This window comes from Pseudomonas sp. p99-361, from assembly GCF_003935475.1.
GTDB classification, from domain to species: domain Bacteria; phylum Pseudomonadota; class Gammaproteobacteria; order Pseudomonadales; family Pseudomonadaceae; genus Aquipseudomonas; species Aquipseudomonas juntendi.
In genome coordinates this window covers 1-25175 of the sequence record NZ_RHQO01000047.1, presented here as the reverse complement: position 1 = coordinate 25175, position 25175 = coordinate 1, and the positions used below count along the sequence as shown (strand labels likewise).

Annotated in this window: 20 protein-coding genes, 1 tRNA gene and 2 pseudogenes; 12 read left to right on the top strand and 11 right to left on the bottom strand. The window is 64.2% G+C overall.

Annotated elements, in window-relative coordinates; all coding sequences use genetic code 11:
- Positions 1-23: 23 nt before the first annotated feature.
- Positions 24-497 carry a peroxiredoxin gene (locus tag EGJ22_RS18790; RefSeq protein ID WP_125920339.1) on the bottom strand — a complete coding sequence of 158 codons (474 nt, stop codon included), beginning with the start codon at positions 495-497 and terminating at the stop codon, positions 24-26.
- Between the two features lie 10 nt (positions 498-507).
- Complete coding sequence (locus tag EGJ22_RS18785; RefSeq protein WP_009682012.1) at positions 508-1068, bottom strand: glycine cleavage system protein R; 561 nt, start codon at positions 1066-1068, stop codon at positions 508-510.
- Positions 1069-1327: 259 nt separating this feature from the next.
- Between EGJ22_RS18785 and dapA the strand changes: the two genes are divergently transcribed.
- The 9 genes from dapA (at position 1328) to EGJ22_RS18730 (ending at position 9825) form a co-directional block, all read left to right on the top strand.
- The gene (gene dapA, locus EGJ22_RS18780) at positions 1328-2215 is read left to right on the top strand and encodes a 4-hydroxy-tetrahydrodipicolinate synthase (RefSeq protein ID WP_009682011.1); all 888 of its coding nucleotides are present in this window, start codon (positions 1328-1330) and stop codon (positions 2213-2215) included.
- 15 nt (positions 2216-2230) lie between these two features.
- Positions 2231-3352: an outer membrane protein assembly factor BamC gene (gene bamC, locus EGJ22_RS18775; RefSeq protein ID WP_009682010.1), complete on the top strand. Its 1122-nt coding sequence runs from the start codon at positions 2231-2233 to the stop codon at positions 3350-3352.
- The gene (locus EGJ22_RS18770; RefSeq protein ID WP_125920338.1) at positions 3353-4111 is read left to right on the top strand and encodes an MBL fold metallo-hydrolase; all 759 of its coding nucleotides are present in this window, start codon (positions 3353-3355) and stop codon (positions 4109-4111) included.
- Positions 4112-4141: 30 nt separating this feature from the next.
- Positions 4142-4852: a phosphoribosylaminoimidazolesuccinocarboxamide synthase gene (purC, locus tag EGJ22_RS18765; protein ID WP_004375217.1), complete on the top strand. Its 711-nt coding sequence runs from the start codon at positions 4142-4144 to the stop codon at positions 4850-4852.
- Between the two features lie 91 nt (positions 4853-4943).
- Positions 4944-5033 (top strand) — tRNA-Ser (locus tag EGJ22_RS18760).
- A gap of 561 nt (positions 5034-5594) precedes the next feature.
- Positions 5595-6455 carry an SH3 domain-containing protein gene (locus EGJ22_RS18745; protein ID WP_009681801.1) on the top strand — a complete coding sequence of 287 codons (861 nt, stop codon included), beginning with the start codon at positions 5595-5597 and terminating at the stop codon, positions 6453-6455.
- Between the two features lie 7 nt (positions 6456-6462).
- Positions 6463-8301, top strand: a complete 1839-nt coding sequence (locus tag EGJ22_RS18740; protein WP_125920336.1) for a hypothetical protein — start codon at positions 6463-6465, stop codon at positions 8299-8301.
- 10 nt (positions 8302-8311) lie between these two features.
- Positions 8312-9520 carry a hypothetical protein gene (locus EGJ22_RS18735; protein ID WP_029886574.1) on the top strand — a complete coding sequence of 403 codons (1209 nt, stop codon included), beginning with the start codon at positions 8312-8314 and terminating at the stop codon, positions 9518-9520.
- A gap of 113 nt (positions 9521-9633) precedes the next feature.
- Positions 9634-9825 (top strand): YhfL family protein, encoded by a 192-nt coding sequence (locus EGJ22_RS18730; RefSeq protein ID WP_003254720.1) that lies wholly within the window; start codon positions 9634-9636, stop codon positions 9823-9825.
- 91 nt (positions 9826-9916) lie between these two features.
- On the opposite strand, the pseudogene EGJ22_RS18725 reads toward EGJ22_RS18730, so the two are convergent.
- Positions 9917-12089 (bottom strand): annotated as a pseudogene (locus EGJ22_RS18725) (TonB-dependent siderophore receptor).
- A gap of 247 nt (positions 12090-12336) precedes the next feature.
- A pseudogene (locus EGJ22_RS18720) lies at positions 12337-12564 on the bottom strand (iron dicitrate transport regulator FecR); the annotation flags it as partial.
- A 260-nt stretch (positions 12565-12824) separates the two neighbouring features.
- Here EGJ22_RS18720 and mqo point away from each other — a divergent pair.
- Positions 12825-14462 carry a malate dehydrogenase (quinone) gene (mqo, locus tag EGJ22_RS18715; RefSeq protein ID WP_029886572.1) on the top strand — a complete coding sequence of 546 codons (1638 nt, stop codon included), beginning with the start codon at positions 12825-12827 and terminating at the stop codon, positions 14460-14462.
- Between the two features lie 90 nt (positions 14463-14552).
- Here mqo and EGJ22_RS18710 read toward each other — a convergent pair whose 3' ends face one another.
- Positions 14553-14888: a helix-turn-helix transcriptional regulator gene (locus EGJ22_RS18710; protein ID WP_029886571.1), complete on the bottom strand. Its 336-nt coding sequence runs from the start codon at positions 14886-14888 to the stop codon at positions 14553-14555.
- Positions 14889-14937: 49 nt separating this feature from the next.
- Here EGJ22_RS18710 and xenA point away from each other — a divergent pair, with 49 nt between their 5' ends.
- Positions 14938-16029 (top strand): xenobiotic reductase XenA, encoded by a 1092-nt coding sequence (xenA, locus tag EGJ22_RS18705; protein ID WP_029886570.1) that lies wholly within the window; start codon positions 14938-14940, stop codon positions 16027-16029.
- A 271-nt stretch (positions 16030-16300) separates the two neighbouring features.
- On the opposite strand, the gene EGJ22_RS18700 is transcribed toward xenA, so the two are convergent.
- From EGJ22_RS18700 to EGJ22_RS18675, 5 genes are all read right to left on the bottom strand, one after another.
- Positions 16301-17557, bottom strand: a complete 1257-nt coding sequence (locus EGJ22_RS18700) for an FAD-binding oxidoreductase (protein WP_029886569.1) — start codon at positions 17555-17557, stop codon at positions 16301-16303.
- A gap of 2 nt (positions 17558-17559) precedes the next feature.
- On the bottom strand, positions 17560-19137 hold the full coding sequence (locus EGJ22_RS18695; RefSeq protein ID WP_125920335.1) for an aldehyde dehydrogenase (NADP(+)): 1578 nt from the start codon (positions 19135-19137) through the stop codon (positions 17560-17562).
- A 147-nt stretch (positions 19138-19284) separates the two neighbouring features.
- Entirely contained in the window at positions 19285-20232 is a 948-nt protein-coding gene (locus EGJ22_RS18685) for a dihydrodipicolinate synthase family protein (RefSeq protein ID WP_009683314.1), read from the bottom strand.
- A 44-nt stretch (positions 20233-20276) separates the two neighbouring features.
- Positions 20277-21203 (bottom strand): 4-hydroxyproline epimerase, encoded by a 927-nt coding sequence (locus EGJ22_RS18680; RefSeq protein ID WP_029886567.1) that lies wholly within the window; start codon positions 21201-21203, stop codon positions 20277-20279.
- Positions 21204-21290: 87 nt separating this feature from the next.
- Positions 21291-22907 (bottom strand): APC family permease, encoded by a 1617-nt coding sequence (locus EGJ22_RS18675; RefSeq protein WP_029886566.1) that lies wholly within the window; start codon positions 22905-22907, stop codon positions 21291-21293.
- A gap of 376 nt (positions 22908-23283) precedes the next feature.
- On the opposite strand from EGJ22_RS18675, the gene EGJ22_RS18665 reads away from it, so the two are divergent.
- Positions 23284-24066 (top strand): AraC family transcriptional regulator, encoded by a 783-nt coding sequence (locus EGJ22_RS18665; protein WP_029886565.1) that lies wholly within the window; start codon positions 23284-23286, stop codon positions 24064-24066.
- Here EGJ22_RS18665 and EGJ22_RS18660 read toward each other — a convergent pair.
- Entirely contained in the window at positions 24054-24941 is an 888-nt protein-coding gene (locus EGJ22_RS18660) for a LysR family transcriptional regulator (protein ID WP_029886564.1), read from the bottom strand. The genes EGJ22_RS18665 and EGJ22_RS18660 overlap by 13 nt on opposite strands.
- Positions 24942-25175 lie beyond the last annotated feature (234 nt).

Below are 25175 nucleotides of genomic sequence, written 5' to 3'. Positions count from 1 at the left end.
GGCGCAAAGCGCCCCCAACGATCTCAAGCCTTGTTCAGTGCCTGAGCTGCTGCCAACACGGCATCCACATGCCCGGGCACCTTCACCCCACGCCATTCCTGGCGCAGCACGCCCTCCTTGTCGACCAGGAAGGTGCTGCGATCGACGCCCATGTACTCCTTGCCATACAGCTTCTTCAGCTTGATCACGTCGAACAGCTGGCACAGGGCCTCGTCCTTGTCGCTGATCAGCTCGAACGGGAAGCCTTGCTTGGCCTTGAAGTTCTCGTGCGACTTGAGGCCGTCACGCGACACCCCGAACACCACGGTGTTGGCCGCGGCAAAGGCTTCATGCTGGTCGCGGAAGCCCTGGCCTTCGGTGGTGCAGCCCGGGGTGCTGTCCTTCGGGTAGAAGTACAGCACCACCTGCCGGCCCTTGAGGTCGGCCAGGCTCACGGTTTGCCCGCCGGTGGCCTGGGCCTGGAAGTGCGCTACAGGTTGGTCGAGTGCTACAGCCATGATCGCTTCCTTACATTGGGTTCTGTGGGCGCCATGGCTCGATCAGCGCATCGAGGTTCAGGGCGTCGGCAAAGTCCAGGAACTGGTCACGCAGCCAGCTGATTTGCGTGCCGGCCGGCAAAATGACGGTGAACTGGGCATTGAGCATGCTGCTGCCGGTCTGCGGCGCCAGGTAGGTGTCGCAGGTCATGGCTTCCAGCTCGACGCGGTGGTCGAGGAAGAACTGGCACAGCTCGTTGATGATGTCCGGGCGGTAGGCGGCGCTGACGTAGGCTACATAAGGCAGGGCCTGCGGGCGTACCTCCTGGTCGGCGCTGCGCACCACGTCCAGGGTCAGGCCGTGCTTCTTGCCCAGGCTTGGCAGCATGGCTTCAAGGCGGGCCAGGGCGTCCCAGCTGCCGCCTACCTGCAGCACCAAGGCGCTGGTTTCGCCGTGGCGGCTCAGGCGCGAGGTAACCACCGCGCAACGGTTTTCGAAAGCAGCGCGGCTGAGGACGTTGGCCAGTTCCATGGGGTTGGGCCCCAAGGCACTGATGACGAGGAATTGTTCGCGGACGGTGGGGGTGGACATGCAGCATTCCTAAAGCGATGAGCGGTCGGTACAGGACGGGAGAAAGCCTCCAGTCGGCAGGGCCCGGGGCTCGCATGCGAGGTCTTGGACGCTGGCCGGGAGCAAGGTCGACGGCCCGGCGGGCCGCGCTGCACCGATCAAAGCATCAAGGGTAGCGAAATAAGGCGCCGAGGGGAATGCTCCGCCCGCCTGCTTCGCTTGTGCAAGGCCGATGCCCCCAGTACCATTACCGCTCTCTTTTTCCGGCAGGAGCAGTTACATGATTGCGGGCAGTATGGTGGCATTGGTCACACCCATGGATGCACAAGGGCGTGTTGACTGGGGCAGCCTCGACAAACTTGTAGACTTCCACCTGGAAAACGGCACCCATGCGATCGTCGCTGTCGGCACCACCGGTGAGTCGGCCACGCTCGATGTCGAAGAGCACATCCTGGTCATCAAGCATGTGGTCGAGCGCGTCAAGCGCAGCAACAAGCCCATCCCGGTCATCGCCGGTACCGGTGCCAACTCCACTGCCGAAGCCGTGCACCTGACCCAGAACGCCAAGAATGCCGGCGCCGATGCCTGCCTGCTGGTGGTGCCGTACTACAACAAGCCAACGCAAGAAGGCCTGTACCAGCACTTCAAGCACATTGCCGAAGCCGTCGACATCCCGCAGATCCTCTACAACGTGCCGGGCCGCACCTCCTGCGACATGCAGGCCGAGACCGTGATCCGCCTGTCGACTGTGCCGAACATCATCGGTATCAAGGAAGCCACCGGCGACCTGGCCCGTGCCAAGGCCATCCTGGAAGGCGTTGCCAGCGACTTCATCGTCATGTCTGGCGATGACCCGACCGCTGTCGAGTTGATCCTGATGGGCGGCAAGGGCAACATCTCCGTCACCGCCAACGTCGCCCCGCGCGAAATGGCCGATATGTGCGAGGCCGCCCTTGCGGGCGATGCCGAGAAGGCCCGCGCTATCAACGAAAAACTCATGCCACTGCACAAAGAGCTGTTCTGCGAAGCCAACCCCATCCCGGTGAAGTGGGCGCTCGTTGAAATGGGCCTGATGAAAAAGGGTATTCGCCTGCCGCTGACCTGGCTCAGCGAAGGTTGCCACGACAAAGTCCGTACTGCCTTGCGCCAGTCCGGCGTACTGGTTTAAGAGGAAGTACACCGCATGAAGCGACTGGCTGGTCTTTCTGCCCTTGCCCTGATTATCTCCAGCACCAGTGGGTGTGGCTGGCTGTGGGGCGAGGATGGCTATTTCCGCGACCGCGGCAGCGACTACCTGCAGGCGCACCCTACCGCGCCCATGCAGCTGCCGCCGGACGCCAGCAACGTCAAGCGGCTCGACCCGCTGTTGCCAATTCCGCGTAACGTCGCCGATGACAACGTCACGGGCGAGTACGAAGTGCCGCGGCCGCAACCGTTGACCGGTGGCGCTGGCCAGGTCACCGACTACAGCCTGCAGCGCAGCGGCAGCAGCCGTTGGGTGCTGGCCCAGCACTCGCCGGCCGAGGTGTGGCCGGTGGCCCGCCAGTTCTTCGAGGACAACGGCTTCCGTATCGACGAAGAGCGCCCGCAGACCGGTGAATTCAACACCAGCTGGCAGCGCTTCGACGAGCTGTCGGCATCGCTCGGCCAGCGCCTGGCCAGCACTGCCAGCAGCGCTGACAGCGAAGTGCGCGTACGTGTGCGCATGGAGCCTGGCGTGCAACGCAACACCTCCGAGGTGTATGTGGTCAGCGTCGAGCGCCCGGCCGGCAGCACCGCCGAGCCTGCGTTCCCGTCCACCTCCGCCAATGCCGGCGCCGATGCCCTGCTGGTCGACGAAATGCTGGCCAGCATGAACCGCAGCGCCGAGAAGGGCGGTTCGGTGTCGCTGCTGGCTGAGCGTGATTTCGACGCGCCAAGCCGCGTCAGCCTGAGCGAGGACGGCAGCGGTAACCCGGTACTCTACCTGGGCTCCGACCTGGACCGCGCCTGGTCGGGTGTAGGCCGCGCCCTGGAGCAGGGTGGCCAGTGGCGTGTCGAGGACATCAACCGCAGCCTGGGCCTGTACTACATCAACCTGTCGGAAAAGCCTGAAGACAAGCAGAACCAGCCGGGCTTCTTCGGCCGCCTGTTCGGCAGCGAGCCCACCAAGGAAGAGCGTGAAGCCCGTGCCGAGCGCTACCAGGTCCGCCTGAGCAAGGTGGGTGAAAGCGTGCAGGTCACCGTCGAGAAAAACATCAACACCGTGGCGCCGCCCGATGTCGCCCGCCGTGTGCTGAGCGCCATTCAGGACCACCTGGGCTAAGTGCGCTTCGCGGTACTCGGAAGCGGCAGCCAAGGGAACGGCACGCTGATCGCCAGTGGTGACACGTTCATCCTGGTCGATTGCGGCTTTTCCCTGCGCGAAACCGAGCGGCGCCTGGCGCTGCTCGGGGTTTCGCCGGCGCAACTCAGTGCTGTGCTGGTCACCCACGAACATGCCGACCACGTGCATGGGGTCGGCTTGCTGTCACGGCGCTACAATGTACCGGTCTACCTCAGCCAAGGCACCTTGCGCGGCATGCGCAAGCCGGTGGAGGTGGCCGGTTTTCTCGCCTGTGGCCAAAGCCTGAATATCGGCAGCCTGCAAGTGAACGCCGCGCGGGTAGAGCACGACGCCTACGAGCCCTTGCAATATGTGGTCAGTGACGGCAAGCGCCGTTTTGGCATGCTCACCGACCTGGGCTCGTACGACGCGCTGTTGCTGGAACGCTACCAAGGCCTGGATGCACTGCTGATCGAGGCCAACCACTGCCGCGACCTGCTGGCACGCGGTCACTACCCGGCGTTCTTGAAGCGGCGGGTAGGGGGCATGCAAGGGCATTTGAACAATCACCAGGCCGCGCGCCTGGTGCACGAGTTGGGCTGGAACAACCTGCAGCACCTTGTGCTGGCCCACCTCAGCAGCAAGAACAACCTGCCACATCTGGCGCGCCAGTGCTTCGTCGACACCCTCGGGTGCGACCCGGACTGGCTCCAGGTGGCGAATCAGGAACACGGGCTCGACTGGCGCGAAATCGCCTAGCCCAACACCTCAAGCAAGCGGAGCCCAATCATGGAAAAACGCGACGAACTCTACCGCGGCAAGGCCAAATCGGTTTACAAGACCGATGACGCCGACCGCTTGATCCTGCTGTTCCGTAACGACACGTCGGCGTTCGACGGCAAGCGCATCGAACAGCTCGACCGTAAAGGCATGGTGAACAACAAGTTCAACGCCTTCATCATGCAAAAGCTGGAAGAAGCCGGTGTGCCGACCCAGTTCGACAAGCTGCTGGGCGACAACGAATGCCTGGTCAAGAAGCTGGACATGATCCCGGTCGAATGCGTAGTGCGCAACTACGCGGCCGGCAGCCTGGTCAAGCGCCTGGGCGTTGAAGAAGGCATCAAGCTGGAGCCCTCCACCTTCGAGCTGTTCCTGAAAAACGACGAGAAGGGCGACCCGTTCATCAACGAGTCCCACGTTGTCGCGTTCGGCTGGGGCACCGCCGAGCAGTTGGCAGAAATGAAAAAGCTGTCGTTGAAGGTCAACGAAGTGCTGAGCAAGCTGTTCGATGACGCCGGCCTGCTGCTGGTCGACTTCAAGCTGGAGTTCGGCGTATTCCACGGCCAGATCGTGCTGGGTGACGAGTTCAGCCCAGACGGTTGCCGCCTGTGGGATAAAGAAACCCGCAAGAAGATGGACAAGGACCGCTTCCGCCAGGGCCTGGGCGACGTGATCGAAGCCTACGAAGAAGTTGCCAAGCGCCTGGGCGTGCCGCTGTAAGCGGTGCGTTCACGCAAGCGCCTGATACCACGCGATTTTTTTTAAAAAAAGGTTTGCGTTTTAAAAGAACGCTGGTATGATGCGCGGCATTGGAGAGATGCCGGAGTGGTCGAACGGGACGGATTCGAAATCCGTTGTACTGGCAACAGTACCTAGGGTTCAAATCCCTATCTCTCCGCCATACGCGAAGTAGCCGAAGCCCCCGAAAACGTTGAAGTTTTCGGGGGCTTCGTCGTTTTGGTGGTTTGGATCAGGGCAGCCATAGGCAAAATGGTTCTGTGATGTTGTCGGTGGGCAGTGTTTTATTGCCCTGGAATCGTGTTTGCTGGGCTGGCCCCTTCGCGGGCACGCCCGCTCCCACAGGGGACGGTGCTGTACCTGAAAACCTGTGGGAGCGGGCGTGCCCGCGAGGGGCCGGTCCTGCCGACGCTGAGGACCGCAACATTTTGTCTTGAACTGCCGATAGCACCTTGGGCTACAATGCGGCCCTCTACTACACCACTCACGCCCAGGCCAAACGCCGTAATGATTACGCGCGCTGGGCGGTGACTTTTTCTGACATGGATTCGTTGGATGCTTCGCGCCGTACTGGTCTTCCTTTTTGCCCCGCGCCGGGCGGCTGAATTGCCGCTCGCGACCAGTGCCGCGCCCCCTCTCAAATCAACGCACACCTTCGCCTGCCGCCGCCTGCCATTGGCTGCGGTACGCGGCTGTGCGCCCCATCGACAATGGAGTGCTCCACTTGCGTAAGAAATTCGTCGCGTCCCTTCTGGCGGTCGCCATCGCTTCTACCACGGCCTGTGCACAGCTCGGGATCAGCAAAGAGCAAGCGGGCACGGTGATCGGTGGCCTGGCTGGCGTTGCCATCGGTTCGACCTTGGGCAGTGGCAACGGCAAGATTGCCGCCGCGCTGATCGCGGGTGGGATTGGCGCCTACGTCGGCAACCGCATCGGCAATATGCTCGATGAGAAGGACCAGCAGGCCCTGGCGTTGCGCACCCAGGAAGTACTGAGCCAGCAGCAGGCTACGGCCAGCGCCCAGCCCGTGACCTGGAAGTCCGACCACTCTGGCGCCAGCGCGCAGATCGTGCCAGGCAAGGAATACACCAAGACCAAGCAGGTCGAGGTCAAGCGCGCGCCCAAGATCCAGGCCGTGCCGTCGATGAAGCTGATCAACGAACCGTATGTGACCACCAGCGACAACCTGAACGTACGCGCCGCGCCGAACGCCTCTGGCGAGAAGGTCGGCAGCCTGAAGAACCACACCGAGTTCACCGCAGTGGGCGCCACCGGCGACTGGATCCTGGTCGGGCGCAAGGGGGTGACCGTGGGCTACGTGCACAAGGACTACGTGGAGCCCAAGGCGCAGGCCGTGGCCAAGCGGGTGACCCCGGCGGTAAACCTGGACGAGCTGGACGTTGCCGCCAGCAAGGAAACCCAAGCCTTCGACCTGGACTCGCTGCAGTCGCTGCCCACCCAGACCGTTGCCGCCGAAGCGGCCTGCCGCCCGGTCACCGTCAGCCTGAAGGCGCAAAACGGCAAGACCGAACAAGAGCAGAACACCTTCTGCAAACAAGCCAACGGCACCTGGGAACTGATCTGAGGACTCCATGAAAAAGCACGCGCTCGCGCTGGCTGTGATCGGCGTTTGTGGTCTGGTACCGCAAGCGTTCGCCCATGAGCTGGCCTATTCCAAGAAAGACAACATCAAGGTCGAAGTGCCTGGCGATGCCAGCACCTGGTGCAAACCCCAGGTCGACCTGACCATCAGCCGCCCAGCCTGGGATAACCAGGAGCTGCTGACGGGCCTGCTGAGCAAGCTGCCGTTCGTGTTTGCCAAGGACTGCTCGACCGCCAAGGTGAGTTGGAAGGCAGTCGATGGCAACGGCAAGCTGTACGCCAGCGGCTCGGGCAATGCCAGCAACCTGGGGCTGGTGACACTGGCTGCTGCACCTGCCGTTGCCGCCCCGGCGCCTGCTGCACCGGAACCGGCGGCGGCACCGGCAGCGGAGCAGGCACCTGCCCCTGCACCTGCCACGGCAGAGGCCCCGGCAGTTGCCGAACCCGCCCCCGCGCCGGCACAACCGGCACCGGCGCCCGCCGTAGCGGCAGAACCAGCGCCTGCTGCGCCCGCCCAAGCCCCTGCTGCACCACCCGCGGCGGCCCCAGCCCCAGCAGTGGCCGCAGCCCCGAGCTCGGACTTTGGCCGCCCGGTGGTCCTGGCAAACCCCAACCTGATGCAGGTAACCGACGGCGCCGGCTGCAAATGGGTGCTGAGCAAATCGATCATCGGCGCAGGCGACACCCTGTCGTTCGGCACCACCCCGGCCATGCCGTGCCCGGCCTCCGGCTTTGGCCAAGGCAGCTTCGACAGAATCAGCTGGAAAGCGGTGGGTACCTATCGTGGCGATAACTGGGACAAGGTCTATGCCCACCCCAGTGGCCTGATCTTCACCAAGCGCCTGGAGGCCGCAGTGAAGGACAAGGCGGTTTCCTACCTGACTGCCGACGCAGACCAGGCCGCATTCCTGGTGGGTGAAATCCCCGGCCGGCAGATGAAGGTGTACCTGACCTTCAGCCGTTCCAGCTATGGCGTATTGCGCCCGTTCGGCAGCGACCCGTACTACGTGGCGGTCACCCCGGACGAATCATTTGCCCTGGACCCGGCCAAGTACAAGGAGGCCGCGCTGGAGATCTTCGACCTGGTCAAGACCGCCTCGCCGTCCACCACCGATGTGGCCACCCTGTTGATCGTCAAGGACATCTCGGCCATCACTAACAGCCTTTGGGGCAATGACGCGCAGAAGATCACCCGCAACCGCATCGGCATCAACCGCCAAGGCCTGTTCTTCGATGTGCGCGACGGTGCCAACTGGGCGGTACAGCGTGAGCAGCAACGCCAGCGCGAGCTGCGCCAGCGCCAGCAGGAACTGGCGCGCGTGCACACCCGTGTGCTGGAGCGCTACCAGCAGCTGCAGGACGGTATGAGCGAGTTCAAGGGGCGTGAAACCGAGGCACTGGCGCAGATGGCCGGCATCAAGGTGCGCTTCGCGTCGCCACTGGAGCAGCAGAACCCGGCTACCTCGGCCACTGTGGCGACGATGATGGTGCATGTAACCGGCAAGCAGGGCGACTTCTACAACATCGATTTCCCGAGCAAAGGCCGCCTGGTCGCGGACGAGGAATACGGCGAGGGCTGGTACGTAACCCAAGTGGCCAACGCCACGCCGTACTACCCGCTGGACGACGGCCGCGCGGTGCCCACCTACCGCGCCTACAGCGCCGGCGAGCCAGAGGCCTGCAAGCAGGAACACTGTGCCGACCGCGTATCGTTCGGTGCCGTACTGGCCAAGGAATTCCCCAACGCCGGCATCGATTTCAGCTGGACCCCCGAGGTCTCCCAACAGTACGTGAACGACTGGAACAACGCTTCCGCCATGGTCCAGTGAGGCAAACACCATGATCAAACAGATGAACAAGAAGCAGCTGCTGATGGGCGGTGTGGCCGCAGCGGTGCTGGTGCTCGGCGGTGGCTATGCCCTGCTTTCCAGCTCGGGCAAGAAGGCTGCGATGGCCTACTACGACGACTTCAAGGAGCGCTACTTCCTGGAAGACGTCTTGTCCGAGGGCGACATTTCCTACTCGGCGTTTTCCGGCAACCTGACCGTGGCCGACCCGGAAATCCGCGTGGCCGCTGCACAGACCAACGGGGCTCAGCAGTTCATGCGCGGCCTGTCAGGCCTGATGGAGTCGGTACAGGGCAGTGCGGCCGGGGAAGGCCTGGCCGGTTGGGCCAAGTACCAGCTCAACGCCAGCCGTGATGTGGCCGGCGTGTACCTGAAGGCAGATGCGCTGAAGCTGGCTCACGACGGGGACAGCAAGGACGGCAGTATCCATGTGCAGTTGCTGGGCATGCAGATGGGCAACCCGTTCGTGGCCACCAAGGGCGCCGAGGTGGTATTGGTGGCCGATGTCAGCGACGAGATCCAGCCACGGGCCGAGCTGCTCGCCAACGGGCGCGCCGCCCCATCGAGTTTCAACTGGGGGGGCAACATGGCCGTGCGCCAGCCGGTGACCGGTGCCTTCCTGGTCAGCAGTACCGGCGACTTTGGTACCACGGTCGACCTGGACTTCACCATCAAGCGCTCCAGCGACGGTGAAGGCTCGATGACGTTCGTGGTTACCCACCGCAACGACGGCTCCAAGGTCGGTGAGATCGTGCGCAAGGCCGAGTTCCAGTCGCTGCCGGAGCTGGACGATGTTGAAACCCAGCTCAAGAGCGCCCTGAGTGCCATGGTGATCGGCGCCTACAGCGCGTATTCCGGCCAGGCGGTGCTGGCGGAGGCGGTGAGCGGCTTTGCCCGCAAGGCCAAGGTCGAGAACTACACCTTGAGCTACAGCGGCTTCAAGCCGCTCAAGCAGGCGTTCAACGATTACCAGCAGCGGGTTCCCAAGGCCAAGTTCGCGGCATTCTGCCAGGACGTGGGGCTGTCATCGTGGAGCAGTGATTTCGGCGCGAAGGCGAAGAACCACAGCGACTCCGAATGTGCCATCGGGCAGAAGCTGGTCGAAGACGGCCAGTTCGAGGAAACCTACACCTTCAAGGAAGGCAAGAGCCTGTTCGCAGCAGTGTTCGTGAGCAAGGCGTACCAGCTGGAAACCGATTGATAGGGAAGGGCTGAGCATTCAAGACCCTGCGACTTGGATCCAATGCTCAGTTTCTGTATCATCCCGCCGCCATCAGACGATGGCCGCAAATGTTTCATTTAAAGGACTTAGTAATGAAAAAGCTGTTCAAGGCCACTGTAGCCGTTGCTGTCGTTTCGGGTGTTGCCCTGTTGTCGGGTTGCACTGGCCAGGTTTACAACCAACCGAAAAACTGCACCTACGACTACCTGTTCCACCCTTCGGTTTCCATCTCCAAGATCATCGGTGGCTGCGGCCCGATCGATAAACTGCCTCAGCAGCAGTAATCTTGGCGGTACCCTGATCGCGCCCCTTGCGGCGTGATCCAATGCCCCCGGTCATGCAAATGGCCGGGGGTTTTTGTTATCCGGCCAAGGGTTACCAGCGCAGCGAAACGGTGCCGAGCAAGGTGCGCTCTTCACCCCAGTAGCAGCGCCCGGCGTTATTGCAGCCGGCCACGTATTCTTTGTCGAACAGGTTGCGCGCGTTCACCTCTACCGACCAGTTGTCGTCTATCGCGTAGCCTACCTTGGCGTCGACCAAGGTTACGTCACCCGTGCTCGCTGAGGTCGCTGTTCAGTTCAAGCTCCACACCCTTGGCGCGGCTGGCGCCGATCTGACGGTAGTCACCCACGGCCGCGTCGTAGAGCACATCGTCCTTTTTGCGCAGGTCGAACACCGATGCGGTAAAGGCGGTGTTCCAGCCTTTGGGTTCGTACTTGATGCCGAGTTCGTACTGCTCGCTGGTGGTGGGGTCGAGTGGGCCGCTTCTGCTTTCGGTCTGCTGGGTCGGGGCGAAGGCGGTGGCATAGCTGGCGTACGGTGACAGGCCATTGTCGAACTGGTACATCACGCCGGTTTGCCAGGTGAACTTGCTGTCCCAGCTGTTCATGTCGGCCGCGGCGTTGAGGGTGCCTGCCTTGTTGCGGTACTGGCTGTTGACCCGGTCCAGGCGCCCGCCCAGCAGCAGCACCCGCCGGTCGACCTTGGTTTGCAGCTGGCTGTAGAGGCCGTACAGGGTCTGTTCCAGCAGGGCGTTCTGCACAGGCGACGGCGTACTCGGCTTGCCGTTCCAGACCGGCGCGAATACGTTGATGGTGCCGCCGTTGCCGGCATCCCAGTCCTGGTTGAATGAGGTGCGGTCCAGGCTCAGCCCTGCCAGCACGGTGTGGTCGAAGGCGCCGGGGGTGAAGTGGCCTTCGAACTGGTTGTCCAGCGAGTAGGCGATGGACTTGTTATAGCGGTCGTAGGCCGTGTTGCCGAGGGTACTGCCGAAGCCGTTGTCGTTCAGGCGCGACTGCAGGTAGCGCGAGTTCTGGCGGAACTGCCAGGTGTCGTTGACGCGGTGGCTGAACGCGTAACCCAGGGTCCAGGTTTCCCGCTCGAAGTTGTCCCAGTCCGGGTTGCCGGACAACTGGTCCTTGTCGATCTTGCCATTGGGGTTGTGCAGCAGGGTACCGGCGGCGGGGAAGCCCAGCTCCATCAGGGTGCGGTCGCGCTGATAGGTGGCCAGCACGGTCAGGCTGTTGTCATCATCGAAATTCAGCGTCAGCGAGGGGGCAAGGTACAGGCGGTCGTCGGGCTGGTGGTCGACCTGGGTATCGGCGTTGCGGCCCAGCATCACCAGGCGGCCCAGTACATTGCCCGCATCGGTCAATGGCCCGGAAATGTCCACGCCCAGCTGGCGGCGGTTGTGCGAGCCGTAGCTCAGTTGCACTTCCCCGCGGGGCTCGGCGGTGGGCTGCTTGCTGACCAGGTTGACCACGCCGCCGGGGGCGTTTTCACCGTACAGGATCGAAGTCGGCCCGCGGAACACTTCCACCCGCTCCAGGCCATAGGGTTCGCTGCTGGTGTCGTAGCGGTTGCCCTGTACCCGCAGGCCGTCACGCAGCAGGCCATAACCGTAATCGGTAGCGTTGAAGCCGCGGATGAAGAACAGGTCGCCGGCCTGGCCATCGCCGCCGGCGAAGGGCGGCGAGAAAATGCCCGGCACATAGCCCAGCACTTCGGTGAGGGTTTGTGACTGCTGGTCGTCCAGGCGCTGGCGGGTCACCACCGAGACAGAGCGTGGGGTATCGGCCAGGGCGCTGCTGGTCTTGCTGGCCGTGCTGCTGGCGACCGCACGGTAACCCGTGTCGCTCTGGCCGTTGCTGACCAGCAGGGTGGCTGCATTGATCGCGGTAGCGTCCAGTTGCAGGGCGTTGCCCTCGGCCTGCGGTTGCAGCACATAGCCGGCGTTGCCTTGTGCAACCGCTTGCAAGCCACTGCCCTGTAGCAGGCGGGCCAGGCCCTGGGCCACGCTGTAGCGGCCTTGCAGGCCCTGGCTGAGCTTGCCGGCGGCCAACTCGTTGCTGCCGGCCAGGTAGATGCCGGCCTGGCTGCTGAACTGGTTGAGGGCGCTGGCCAGCGAGCCGGGGGCGATATCGAAGCGGGTTTCGGCGGGCTGTTCGGCATGGGCCAGGTTGGCCGGCAACATCAGCGGTGCGGCGGCACACAGCGAAAGGGGCGCGGCAAGCGCCAGGCGAAGCATGGGTTGGAAGGGCGTCGGCATGCGGGTCTCTGGAGTCGGTAAGGTGAGTTGGACGGGCTATGCCGGGTTAACCGAACGCGATTGGAAAAAGGGAACTGGCTTGGCATTGATTTTCATAACTGATGAACACCGCGTCGCCTGCTTCGCGGGCTCGCCCGCTCCCACAGGTACTGCGCCGGCTTCGAGTTCACGCTGTCTGTGTGGGAGCGGGCATGCCCGCGAAGAATCCAGCGCGATGCAAGGCGCTGGGTTCAAAGGTGTTCAGGTATCAAGCCGGCTCGACTGTGACCCACCACGGCGTCAGCCGCTGCACCCGCACCGGCAGTGCCGCTTGCAGCAATTCCAGCGCCCGGTCGGTGTCGTTGAGCGGAAACGCCCCCATCACCGACAACGTCGCCACCTCCGGGTGCCAGCCCAGGTGCCCATGGCGATAGCGCCCGAGCGTTTGCAGCAAATGCGCCAAGGGCATGCCTTCGGCGTTCAGTCTGTGCTGAACTGCAATCGGCAAGATGTTTTGCCTGCGCGCCATGGGACAACCTGCCGCCTTGACGTAAAGGGCTGCAATTTGTTTGTGCAGGCATTTCAAGTACAATCGGCAAAACGATTCAGCCAAGTCAGTCAATTCGACAAAAGGCAGGGTCGTTTTCTCGTTCTCTAGCTGCTGAACAATGATCAATAACAAGCCTGCGCTGAAGAACACGCTTTACTTGGGTCAGCCACAGGCCCTCCCTCTGTTCTTATGACTGGAATTGATCAATGTTCAAGAAAGCTGGCAAGACCTTGCTGGGTCTGGCTGTCGCTGCAAGCTGCATGCAAGCGCACGCCGCAGAAACCAAGAAAGTCGACGTACTGCTGGTCGGCGGCGGCATCATGAGCTCCACCCTGGCCGTGTGGCTGCACGAGCTGGAGCCAAGCTGGTCGATGGAAATGGTCGAGCGCCTGGACGGCGTGGCCGAAGAAAGCTCCAACGGCTGGAACAACGCCGGTACCGGCCACTCGGCGCTGGCCGAGCTGAACTACACCCCGGAAGACAAAGACGGCAACATCAATATCTCCAAGGCCATCGAAATCAACGAGGCCTTCCAGATTTCCCGTCAGTTCTGGTCGTGGCAGGTCCGCCAGGGCGTGCTGAAGAACCCGCATTCGTTCATCAACACCACCCCGCACATGAGCTTCGTCTGGGGCGATGACAACATCAAGTTCCTGAAGAAGCGTTACGACGCGCTGCAGGCCAGCCCGCTGTTCCGCCCGATGCAGTACTCCGAGGACCACGCGCAGATCGCCAAGTGGGTCCCGCTGATGATGGAAGGCCGCGACCCTAGCCAGAAGCTGGCCGTGACCTGGACGCCAATCGGCACCGACGTGAACTTCGGCGAGATCACCCGCCAGTTCGTTGGCCACCTGCAAACCCAGAAAGGCTTCGACCTGAAGCTGTCCAGCGAAGTGCAGGACATCACCCGCAACAAGGATGGCTCCTGGCACGTCGAGTACAAGAACCTGAAGGACGGTACCGAGTCGGCCACCGACGCCAAGTTCCTGTTCATCGGTGCCGGCGGTGGTGCCCTGAAGCTGCTGCAGAAGTCGGGCATTCCAGAAGCCAAGGAATACGCAGGCTTCCCGGTGGGTGGCTCGTTCCTGGTCACCGAGAGCCCGACCGTGGCCATGCAGCACATGGCCAAGGCCTACGGTATTGCTTCGACCGGCGCGCCACCCATGTCGGTACCGCACCTGGACACCCGCGTGCTGGACGGCAAGCGCGTGGTCCTGTTTGGCCCGTTCGCCACCTTCTCCACCAAGTTCCTGAAGAACGGTTCGTACCTGGACCTGCTGAGCACCACCACCCCCCACAACGTGTGGCCGATGACCAAGGTCGGTATCGAGCAGTACCCGCTGGTGGAGTACCTCGCTGGCCAGCTGATGCTGTCTGACGACGACCGCTTCGAAGCCCTGCGCACCTACTTCCCGAACGCCAAGAAGGAAGACTGGAAACTGTGGCAGGCCGGCCAGCGCGTGCAGATCATCAAGCGTGATGCCGAGAAGGGCGGTGTGCTGAAGCTGGGTACCGAAGTGGTGGCCTCCGAAGACCGCACCATCGCAGGCCTGCTGGGCGCCTCGCCAGGTGCTTCGACCGCTGCGCCGATCATGCTCAACGTGCTGGAAACCGTGTTCAAGGAGAAGGTCGCTACCCCAGAGTGGCAGGCCAAGATCAAGCAGATCGTTCCGAGCTACGGCACCAAGCTCAATGATTCGGCAGCGGCCACCCAGAAAGAGTGGAACTACACCGCTGAAGTACTGCAACTGGAGAAGCCACCGGTGATCGACGCCAGCGTCGGTACCACCGTTGCGCCAAGCCAACCGGTTGAAAGCAAGCCAGAGAACGACATGGCGCTGTAATTGGCCGCCAGGTTGTGACCGAAAGCCACGGGGGTGACCTCGTGGCTTTTTTGTTGCCTGTTCGGGGCTGTTTGCGGCGCAGGGCAGGTATTACTGCTGGCGCAGAATGCACGCCAGCAACCCCGGGAAGCGGGCCTCCAGCATTTCGCTGCGCAGCGAATTCATGTGGGTTGTGCCCACATTGCGGGTATGCACCAACCCCGCATCACGCAAGACGCGAAAGTGGTGGGACATGCTCGACTTGGGCCGGCCGCCGTCCAGTTCGCCGCACGTGGCTTCGGCCACACCGGCCAGCTGGCGCACGATGCCCATGCGCACGGGGTCGCTCAGGGCGTACAGCAGGCGCTCCAGCACCAGGTCTTCAGGGTTGGGATGTTTATAGGCTCGCATGCTGCACATGATACCGGGGGTTTCCATTATTGCCATAGTTCGATTATGATCGAACAATCGTATCCACATAGCCCGGGAGTTTCCCATGTCCGCGTTGTTCCAACCTTACACCCTCAAGGACGTCACCCTGCGCAACCGCATTGCCATTCCGCCGATGTGCCAGTACATGGCCGAGGACGGCATGATCAACGACTGGCACCATGTGCACCTGGCCGGCATGGCCCGAGGCGGTGCCGGCTTGCTGGTGGTCGAAGCCACGGCGGTGGCCCCGGAGGGGCGCATTACCCCCGGCTGCGCCGGCATCTGGAGCGACGCCCATGCCCAGGCGTTCGTACCGGTGGTACAGGCGATCAAGGCAGCAGGTTCGGTACCGGGCATCCAGATCGCCCACGCCGGGCGCAAGGCCAGCGCCAACCGGCCCTGGGAAGGTGACGACCATATTGCCGCCGACGATGCCCGCGGCTGGGAAACCATTGCCCCGTCGGCCATTGCCTTTGGTGCACACCTGCCAAAAGTGCCGCGTGCCATGACTCTGGACGACATCGCCCGGGTCAAGCAGGACTTCGTCGATGCCGCCCGCCGTGCACGCGATGCCGGCTTCGAGTGGATCGAGCTGCACTTTGCCCACGGCTACCTGGGGCAGAGCTTCTTCTCCGAGCACTCCAACAAGCGTACCGATGCCTACGGTGGCAGTTTCGACAACCGCAGCCGCTTCCTGCTGGAAACCCTGGCGGCAGTACGTGAAGTGTGGCCAGAAAACCTGCCGCTGACGGCGCGTTTTGGCGTGCTGGAATACGACGGCCGTGATGAGCAGACCCTGGAAGAGTCGATCGAGTTGGCGCGTCGGTTCAAGGCTGGCGGCCTGGACCTGCTGAGCGTGAGTGTCGGCTTTACCATCCCTGATACCAACATCCCTTGGGGGCCGGCGTTCATGGGGCCGATTGCCGAGCGTGTGCGCCGTGAAGCCAAGCTGCCGGTGACGTCGGCGTGGGGTTTCGGTACCCCGCAGCTGGCCGAAGCGGCATTGCAGGCCAACCAGCTGGACCTGGTGTCGGTAGGCCGCGCGCACCTGGCCGACCCGCACTGGGCCTACTTTGCGGCCAAGGAGCTGGGGGTGGAAAAAGCCTCCTGGACCTTGCCAGCGCCTTATGCGCACTGGCTTGAGCGTTATCGCTGATATCGAGCGCCGCCCGCGCGGCGCATCGCGAGCTGGCGCTCGCTCCTACGTTTGTTTCGGGCCAGTCCATCCTGTGTCAGGCGCACGCGACCGCCTTTTCGTAAGACGCGATATCGCGCCATACACCAAGGCGTTCGCGCGCAACACCCACAGGCATAATTGGCCCGAAACAAACGTAGGAGCGAGCGCCAGCTCGCGATGCGCCGCGCGGGCGGCGCTCGATCTCCCGAACCCTGAAGATGCCGCGCCGAGTGATGCCATCGGCAAGCCCCTAGAATCTCCCAAAACGGCCCAGCCGGTAAGCCGCCAGCTCGGCCCCGCCAGCCCGCTCGGCCAAACGCCCCACCCATTGCGCCGTGACCGCCGCCTGGGTCAACCCCAGGTGTTGGTGCCCGAACGCCAACAGCACCCGCCCGTCACACACACGGTCGATCACCGGCAGTGAATCGGGCAGCGAAGGCCGAAAGCCCATCCACGGCGTGGCGCCTTCAACACTCAGCTCCTGCTGAAACAAGCCTTTGCTCAAGCGGTGCAACTGCCACGCCCGCTGCATGCTCGGCGGCGCCTCCAGCCCGGCGAACTCCACCGTGCCCGCCAGGCGCAGGCCTTCGGCCATGGGGGTCATGATGAACTTGCGCTCCAGCGAAGTGACCGCAAAGGGCAGGCGCTGGTGTTCGCCAGGCAGCATCAGGTGGTAGCCACGCTCGGTGTCCAGCGGCACCCGTTTGCCGGTCAGGGCAGCGGTGAGCCGTGCCGAATGCGCACCGCAACTGAGCAGCACCTGGCGGGCGTTGAACGTGCCCTGGGCGCTGGCCAGGCTGACCCCGCCGCTGTGCAGGTGGCCACCCTCCACCTGCGCTTGTACAAAGCGCACGCCGCTGGCCTTGGCCGCCTCGAACAACGCGCAGACCACCCGGTAGGGGTCGATGAAATGCCCGGTCCTGGGGAAAAACAACCCGCCAAGCAACGACTCGCTCAGCTGGGGCGCGGCTGCGCGTACGGCGTGTGCCGACCAGTAATCCACGGGCACGGCCTGCTGTTGCAGGCGCGCCTGCAACGCCGCCAGCGCCTGCCGTGATTCGGGGCGCTCGAACACCAGCAGCGAGCCCGCTGCGTGGAACAGCTCGCTGCGCCCGATCGAGCCCAGCAGCTGTTGCCAGGCCCCCAGGCTGGCTTCGTTCAACCGGCGAATGCCGGCCACGCTGCGCTGGAACGGCGCTGGGCGCAGATTAAGCAGCAGCCGGGTGAACCACGGCATGGCCTTGGGCAGGTACTTCCAGTCCAGCCGCAGCGGGCCCATGGGGTCGAGCAGCATGCGTGGCAGGCGCTTGAGGATCGACAGGTCGGCAATCGGGAACACTTGCTCGGTCGCCAGGTGCCCGGCATTGCCGAACGAGGCGCCATGGCCGGGCGCCTGGCGGTCGAGTAGGGTGACCCGGCGGCCCTGACGGGCCAGTTGCAGGGCGCAGGCGACGCCGACGATGCCGGCGCCCACCACGGCGATATCGGTTTCAGCGGTTTCGTGCATGCTCAGCCTTCCCGTTTACCGTCCAGCAGGCGCCGCAGTTGCAGCGGGTTGGCCTGTTGCAGGGCCTGTGGCAGCAGCGCATCGGGGAAGTCCTGGTAGCACACCGGGCGCAGGAAACGCAGGATCGCCGCTGTACCCACCGAAGTGGTGCGCGCGTCGGTGGTGGCCGGGAACGGGCCGCCATGCACCATTGCGTCACACACCTCGACCCCGGTCGGCCAGCCGTTGACCAACAGCCGCCCGGCCTTGCGTTCCAAGGTGGGCAGCAGGGCGCGGGCGCTGTCGATGTCGGCTTCGTCCAGGTGCAGGGTGGCGGTCAATTGGCCCTCCAGGTGCTCGGCAACCTGGCGCATTTGCTCATCGCTGCTGCAGGCGACCAGCAACGAGGCCGCGCCGAACACCTCGCCTTGCAATGCCGGGTCGGCAAGGAAGGCCTCGGCCTGGGTGACGAACAGTTGCGCCTGGCACTGGTTAGGGCCGGTGCCGCCCTGGCCGCTGGCGACGGGCTGGGCATTGGCGTTTTCCGCCAGGGCCGCGACGCCGGCCTGGTACGCACTGAAAATGCCCGGGGTGAGCATGGTTTGCGCGGCCGCCTGTTGCAGGTGGTGGCTGGCCGCACTGATGAAACGCTGCAAGGCCGGGCCTTGGCGGGCGATCACCAGGCCCGGGTTGGTGCAGAACTGGCCGGCGCCCTGGGTCAGCGACGCGACAAAGCCTTGCGCCAGTGCTTCGCCGCGGGCTTGCAGGGCGGCGTTGCACAGGAACACCGGGTTGATCGAACTCATTTCGGCATACACCGGGATCGGCTGCGGGCGTGTCTGGGCAGCCTGGCTCAGCGCCATGCCACCGCTGCGCGAGCCGGTGAAGCCAACCGCCTGGATGCGCGGGTCGCTGACCAGCGCGATGCCGACTTCATGGCCGGCGCCGTACAGCAGCGAGAACACACCTTCTGGCAAGCCGCACTGTTGCGCCGCCTGCGCCAGGGCCCGGCCGACCAGCTCGCTGGTGCCGGGGTGCGCGCTGTGGGCCTTGACCACGACCGGGCAGCCTGCAGCCAATGCCGAGGCGGTGTCACCGCCGGCCACCGAGAAGGCCAAGGGGAAGTTGCTGGCGCCGAACACGGCCACCGGCCCCAAGGCCACCTGGCGCTGGCGCAGGTCGCTGCGCGGCAGCGGCTGGCGTTCGGGCAGGGCTTGGTCGATGCGCACATCCAGCCATTCATCGGCGCGCACCACACGGGCGAAGGTGCGCAGCTGGGTGCAGGTACGGCCGCGTTCGCCCTGGATTCGCGCCTTGGGCAGGCCGGTTTCGGCCACGGCCCGGTCGATCAGGGCATCGCCCAGCGCTTCGATCTGCGCGGCGATGGTTTCGAGAAAGTGGGCCCGTTGTTCGAGCGAGGTTTCGCGGTAGGCATCGAACGCCGCCCAGGCCAGGGCGCAGGCCTGGGCCACGTGTTCGCCGGTGCCACCGAGGTAGGCGGGTTGAAGTGCCTGGCCGGTGGCCGGGTTGACCGCCTGGATGGCTTCGCGGCTGCCGGTTACCGGCGTCTGGCCGATGAGCAGGTTGCCTGTCAGGGTCATGGAGCCTCCTTGGGAAATCACATGCAATAGCAAGGGTGTACTGCTTACCCTGTGGGAGCGGGCGCGCCCGCGAACACCGGCGAAGCCGGTGCCATGCACCGCGGCGTCTACTTCGCGGGCATGCCCGCTCCCACAGGGGCCGCTGGATCAGGCCAGGTTCTGCTCGGCAGACCAGCTGGCGTACCAGGTGCGGAACAGGGCGTACTGCTGCTCGGCATAGTTGCGCTGGGCGTCGGTCAGGGCGTCGGTCTCGTTGAAATGCAGGCTGTACTCGCGATCGCCGTTGAGCACCATCAAATGCTTGTAGTACAGCACCAGGTCGCAGCCTTCATCGAACGACGACAGCACCGCCAACGCCGCTTCCAGCTCACGCGCCAGGCGGCGGGCGCGGGCGTCGCCCTTGGCCGCCTGCTTGCTCAGGCTTACCAGTTGCAGCACTTCACGCGGCAGGGCGTTGCCGATGCCGGTGATGGCACCGGTGGCGTTGCAGTTGACGAAGCCATGCACCACCTGGGTATCGACGCCGACCATCAGGGTCACGTCATCGTCCTTGGAGGTGATGTGTTCGGCGGCGTAGCGCAGGTCGGCGCCACCGCCGAACTCCTTGAAACCGATCAGGTTGGGGTATGCGCTGCGCAGTTCGAAGAACAGGTCGGCGCGGGTGGCAAAGCCGTAGTAGGGGCTGTTGTAGATCACGGCCGGCAGCTTCGGTGCCGCGGCGAGAATGGCCGAGAAGTGGTGTTTTTGCGCGATCAGCGAGGCGCCGCGGCTAAGCACGCGGGGGATGACCATCAGCCCGGCGGCGCCAACCTTGGCGGCGTGGGCGGCATGCGCCACCGCCTCGCGGGTGTTCACCGCGCCAGTGCCGACGATGGTCGGGATGCCGGCGCCCACCAGGCGTGCCACGCCTTCCTGGCGCTGGGCCTCGGTCAGCAGCGGCCAGTCGCCCATCGAGCCGCAGTACACCACGGCGCTCATGCCGGCATCGATCAATTCACGGCCTTTGCGCACCAGCGCGTCGAAGTCCGGCTTGCGCTCGGCGGTGCACGGGGTCATCAGGGCGGGCATGGTACCGGTGAAGATGTTGTTGTTCATGCAAGTTACTCCTGGCGAAATTCGGGTGGGTCAAAAGGCGGGGTTCAGATGCCCCAGGCGAATGGGTCCTGTTCGTCGATCAGCAGGGTGCTGTCGGCGGTCATGTAGGCGCGGCCGGTGATGAACGGGCGAATCCGCTCGCCGTCGCGCTGGTAGTGGCCCTGGAACTGGCTGCCGGTGATGCTGGCCTGCACCCAGGTCTGGCCCTCGGCCAGCTTGCCGTCGGCCGCCAGGCAGGCCAGCTTGGCGCTGGTGCCGGTGCCGCAGGGCGAGCGGTCGTAGGCCTTGCCGGGGCACATCACGAAGTTGCGGCTGTCGGCGTTGGCGTCGTCGGCAAACAGCTCGACGTGGTCGATGGGCGCGCCGTGCTCGCCGGTAATGCCTTGCGCTTGCAGGGCGTTGAGCATGGCCCAGGTGTACGCGGTCAGGGCCTCGCGGTTATCCAGTTCAATGCGCTGGCGGTGTTCGGCAACCAGGAAGAACCAGTTGCCACCCCAGGCGATGTCGCCATGCACCACGCCATGCCCGGGTACGTCCACCGCCACGTGCTGGCGGTAGCGGTAGGCGGGCACGTTGGCGACAGTGACGGCGCCGTCTTCATGCAAGGTGGCGCTGACCTGGCCGACCGGGGTGTCGATCTTGTGCACGCCAGGTGCGATCAGGCCCAGGTGCTGCAGCGAAGCGACCAGGCCGATGGTGCCGTGGCCGCACATGTTCAGGTAACCGGCGTTGTTGAAGAAGATCACCCCGCAGGTGGCGTCGGCAGACACTGGCGGGCAGTACAGCGCGCCCACCAGCACATCGTTGCCGCGTGGCTCCAGCAGGCAGGCGCGGCGCCACGGGTCGTGCAGCTCGCGCAGTTCGTCGCGCTGCTCGGCCATGCTGCGGCCATGCAGTTGCGGGAAGCCCTGCATCACCAGGCGGGTAGGCTCGCCGCCAGTGTGGGAGTCGATGACGTGTATCTGTTTCATGGGCCTGTCCCTTGTTTGATCTGTATGGTCATGTGCTGCTGGTGCGGGCCTCATCGCTGGCAAGCCAGCTCCCACGGGTAAAGCCCTTCACCTCGCCAGTGCGGCCGAGCGCTGGTCTGCCAGGGGCTCATGGCTGGCTTCACTTTCGTCCTCGCCTTCCAGGCGTACCAGGTGGGCAGGCACACCGGTAGCGGCACCCCAGTAGTAGATGCCCAGCGCACTGACAGCCACCGCCACCGTGTCGAATGGGTGGCCAAGCACGCCCAGGCCGCCGAAGCTGCCCAGCCAGGACAGCAGGATGGTCACCGCGTAGAAGCCGATCAGCCACGCCGAGCTGCGCACTTGCTGGGCCAGCGACAGGTGCTGGGTCGGTACGAAGCGTTTGCACACCAGGTACAGCACGAACATCACGATTTGCAGGGCCAGCAGCCAGGACACGGTATTCCAGCCCGACCAGTACACGATCAGTGCGGCGATGATGAACGACAGGGGGCCCAGCACCGCCATGCCCTTGACCCGGAACGGGCGCGGCATCTCGGGGGCGTTGCGGCGCAGCGCGGCGACACTGACCGGGGCCACGGCATAGCTCAGCACCAGGGCTGCGGACACCACGTTGATCAGCGCCTCCCACGACGGGAAGGGCAGGGTCCAGAACACCGACAGCGCGAAGGTCAGCCACAGCGCCGGGCGCGGGATGCCGGACTCGGCGTCGATACGGGTGAAGTAGCGGAAGAAGGTGCCGGTTTGCGCCCAGCCATAGATCACCCGTGGGGTGGCGTTCATGTAGATGTTGCCGCAGCCACTGGGCGAGATCACGGCGTCGGCCACCACCAGGTAGGCCAGCCAACCCACCCCCAGTGCCAGGGCGATATCACGGTAGGGCAGGGCCAGTTCCTTGGTTACGCTGGCCCAGCCGTTGGCCAGCATTTCGGTGGGTACGCTGCCGAGGAAGGCCAGTTGCAGCAGGGCGTAGATGGCGGTGGACAGCAGCACCGACAGGATCAGCGCAATCGGGATGGTGCGCTGCGGGTTCTTCACTTCGCTGGCCACCGAAATGATCGGTGTCAGGCCCAGGTAGGCGAAGATGATGCCACCGGCCGATACGGCCATCTCCACGCCAGACAAACCGAAGGGGGCAAAGCCTTGCACGGTGAAGTTCTGCGGCTTGAAGAAGGTGAACAGCACGCCGATCACCAGCAGCGGCACGATGAACTTGAACACGCTGATCAGGTTGTTGGCCTTGGCAAAGGTTTTCACGCTGCGGTAGTTGAGGAAGAAGAACAGCCCCAGCAAGGCGAACTGCACCAGCCAGCCAAGCACGGTGGGGTCACTGGAGCCGGCCTTGGTCAGTTCGGGAAACCAGGCGGCAGCATATTGGCGTGAAGCGACCACCTCGATGGCGATCAGGCTGGAGAAGGCGATCAGGGTGATGAAGCCCATCAGGTAGCCCAGCAGCGGGCCGTGCGAGTACACCGGGTAGCGCACCACTCCACCGGCGCGGGGCAGGGCGGCGCCCAGTTCGCAGTACACGATGCCCAGCAGCAGCACGGCGAAGCCGCCGAGGAACCAGGAGAGAATGCCGGCCGGGCCGACGATGGCCGCAACGTGGCTGGCGGCGAACAGCCAACCGGAGCCGAAAATGGCGCCGAGGCCGATGAAGGTGAGGTCCAGCAGCGATAACTGTTTCTTGAATTTGCCTGACATGGGTTCGCCTTTTTGTTGGTTATTGGATAGGCAGGTCTGATGTCACCAGGTGCGGCTTTCGGGCCGCGTTCTTGTAGGGCTTGGGCGGCTTGCGTGGGGCATAGAGTGGACCGATCGGGGCGGCGGTTCTTGATGGTTTTCTGCAAGGGGCATGACGAAATCGGCACAGTTGGGAAAAAGCAGTGGTCAGCCACAAGGGTGGGGAATAGGCTGTAGGCCATACCGTATAAGGGCTGTAGGTATGTGTGAGTAGTGCCGGCCTCTTCGCGGGCTCGCCCGCTCCCACAGGTACAGCACAGGATTCGGGATTTGTGAGGTACCTGTGGGAGCGGGCATGCCCGCGAAAGGGCCGACAAAGCCAACAGAGATTGAGCAGATGACCGACACCCCCCTGGCACCCCTCTACCACTCCCTGGACCAGCACCGTCCCGCCTCCCTCGAGGCCCTGCTGGCCGGTGTCTCGCTGCTGCTGCCGATCCTCGACGCTATCCCCAACGCAGCGATCTTCATCAAGGACCCGGCCGCCCGCTACGTGCTGGCCAACAACACCTTGGTCCAGCGCTGTGGCCTGAAGCGCCTGCAACCGTTGCTGGGCAAGACCAGCGCCGAAGTGTTTCCGGCGCAGCTCGGCCCCGGCTACACCGAACAGGACCGGCGCGTGCTGAAGGAGGGCCTGGTGCTGGAAGACCAGCTGGAGCTGCACTTGTACGGCAGCCGCGAGCCAGGCTGGTGCCTGACCCACAAGCGCCCGTTGTACAGCCAGGCGGGCGAGATCATTGGCCTGGTCGGCATCTCGGTCGACCTGCAGTCAGCGGCCGACAGCCACCCTGCCTACCAGCGCCTGGCCGCGGTGGACGAACATATCCGCCAGCATTTTCACCAGCCCATAAGCATGCGTGAGCTGACCCGCATCGCGGGCATTTCGGTGGCCCAGCTGGAGCGCTATTGCAAACGGGTATTCCACCTCACGCCACGGCAGATGATCCACAAGGCGCGCCTGGAGCACGCCCATCGCCTGCTGCATTCAGAATTGCCGATCACCGAGGTGGCCATGTGCTGCGGCTACACCGACCACAGCGCCTTCAGCCGCCAGTTCAAGCAACTGACCGGCTTCACGCCGCGCCAATACCGCCAGGCGACCAGCGATCAGCCCGCCTGAAACAGTGCCTGCGCCTCGGCAAAGCACTGCTCGGCAATGGCCGAACGTGGCTCGCTGCGGCGCAGCAGCAGGCCGACCGGGCTATGGATCGCGGCGTCGGCCACCGGCAGGATGCGCAAGTGCTCGCTGAGGTCTTCCAGGCCGCAGCCCAGTGGCATGATCGCGCAGCACATGCCGGTGTTGATGGCCTGAATCAGTTGGAAGCTCGAATCGCTTTCCAGCACTGCGTTGGGCTCCAGGCCACGGCTGCGAAAGCTCAGGTCCAGTGACTGGCGGTAGTGCATGCCTTTGCTCAGCAACCCCAGGGGGATGTCGCCCAGCTCGGCCCAGCGCAAGGTGTCGCTGGCGAAGCGGAAGTGCCGGGTGTCATGCAGCAGGCCCATGGTGGTGATGCCCAGCTCGATCACATCGAAGAAGCTGGTGTTGACCTGGTCCAGGTAGCAGATGCCCAGATCGAGCTGGTTGCGGCTAAGGCCGTCGATGACCTGTTCCGAGCTCAGCGAACTGAGCTGGAAGTGCAGCTCCGGGTATTTTTCCCGCAGCGGCAGCAGCAGGTGCATGGGGTTGAAACTGGCCAGCGGCACCGTGCCCAGGCGCAGGCTGCCGACCACCTGGCCACGGCAGCTGGCGGCTTCGGCCTGCAGGCCGTCGTGGGCGGCCAGCAGGGTGCGGGCCCAGGCCAGAATGCGCTCGCCTGCCTCGGTGAAGCCCTCGAAGCGCTGGCCACGCTTGACCAGTACCAGGTCCAGTTCGTCTTCCAGGTTGCGCAGGCGCATGGACAGCGTCGGCTGGGTGATGTGGCACAGCGCCGCCGCCTGGCCGAAGTGGCGGGTCTGGTCGAGGGCGATGAGGAACTTGAGCTGCTTGATGTCCATGGAAGTGCCTGGCATGCGGGGTGTGTTGACCTTAACCAAGTCTGCGGTGGCTGGCCATCGTTAGATGCTGTCTGGGCGGGCCCTATCGCAGGCAAGCCAGCTTCCGCTGGGATCGCGTCAGGGCTGACAGGTGTTTGTCACAAGAAATGCAGGGCCGGTGAGATCGAGCGCCGCCCGCGCGGCGCATCGCGAGCTGCGCTCGCTCCTACGTTTGTTTCGGGCCAGTAACCCCTG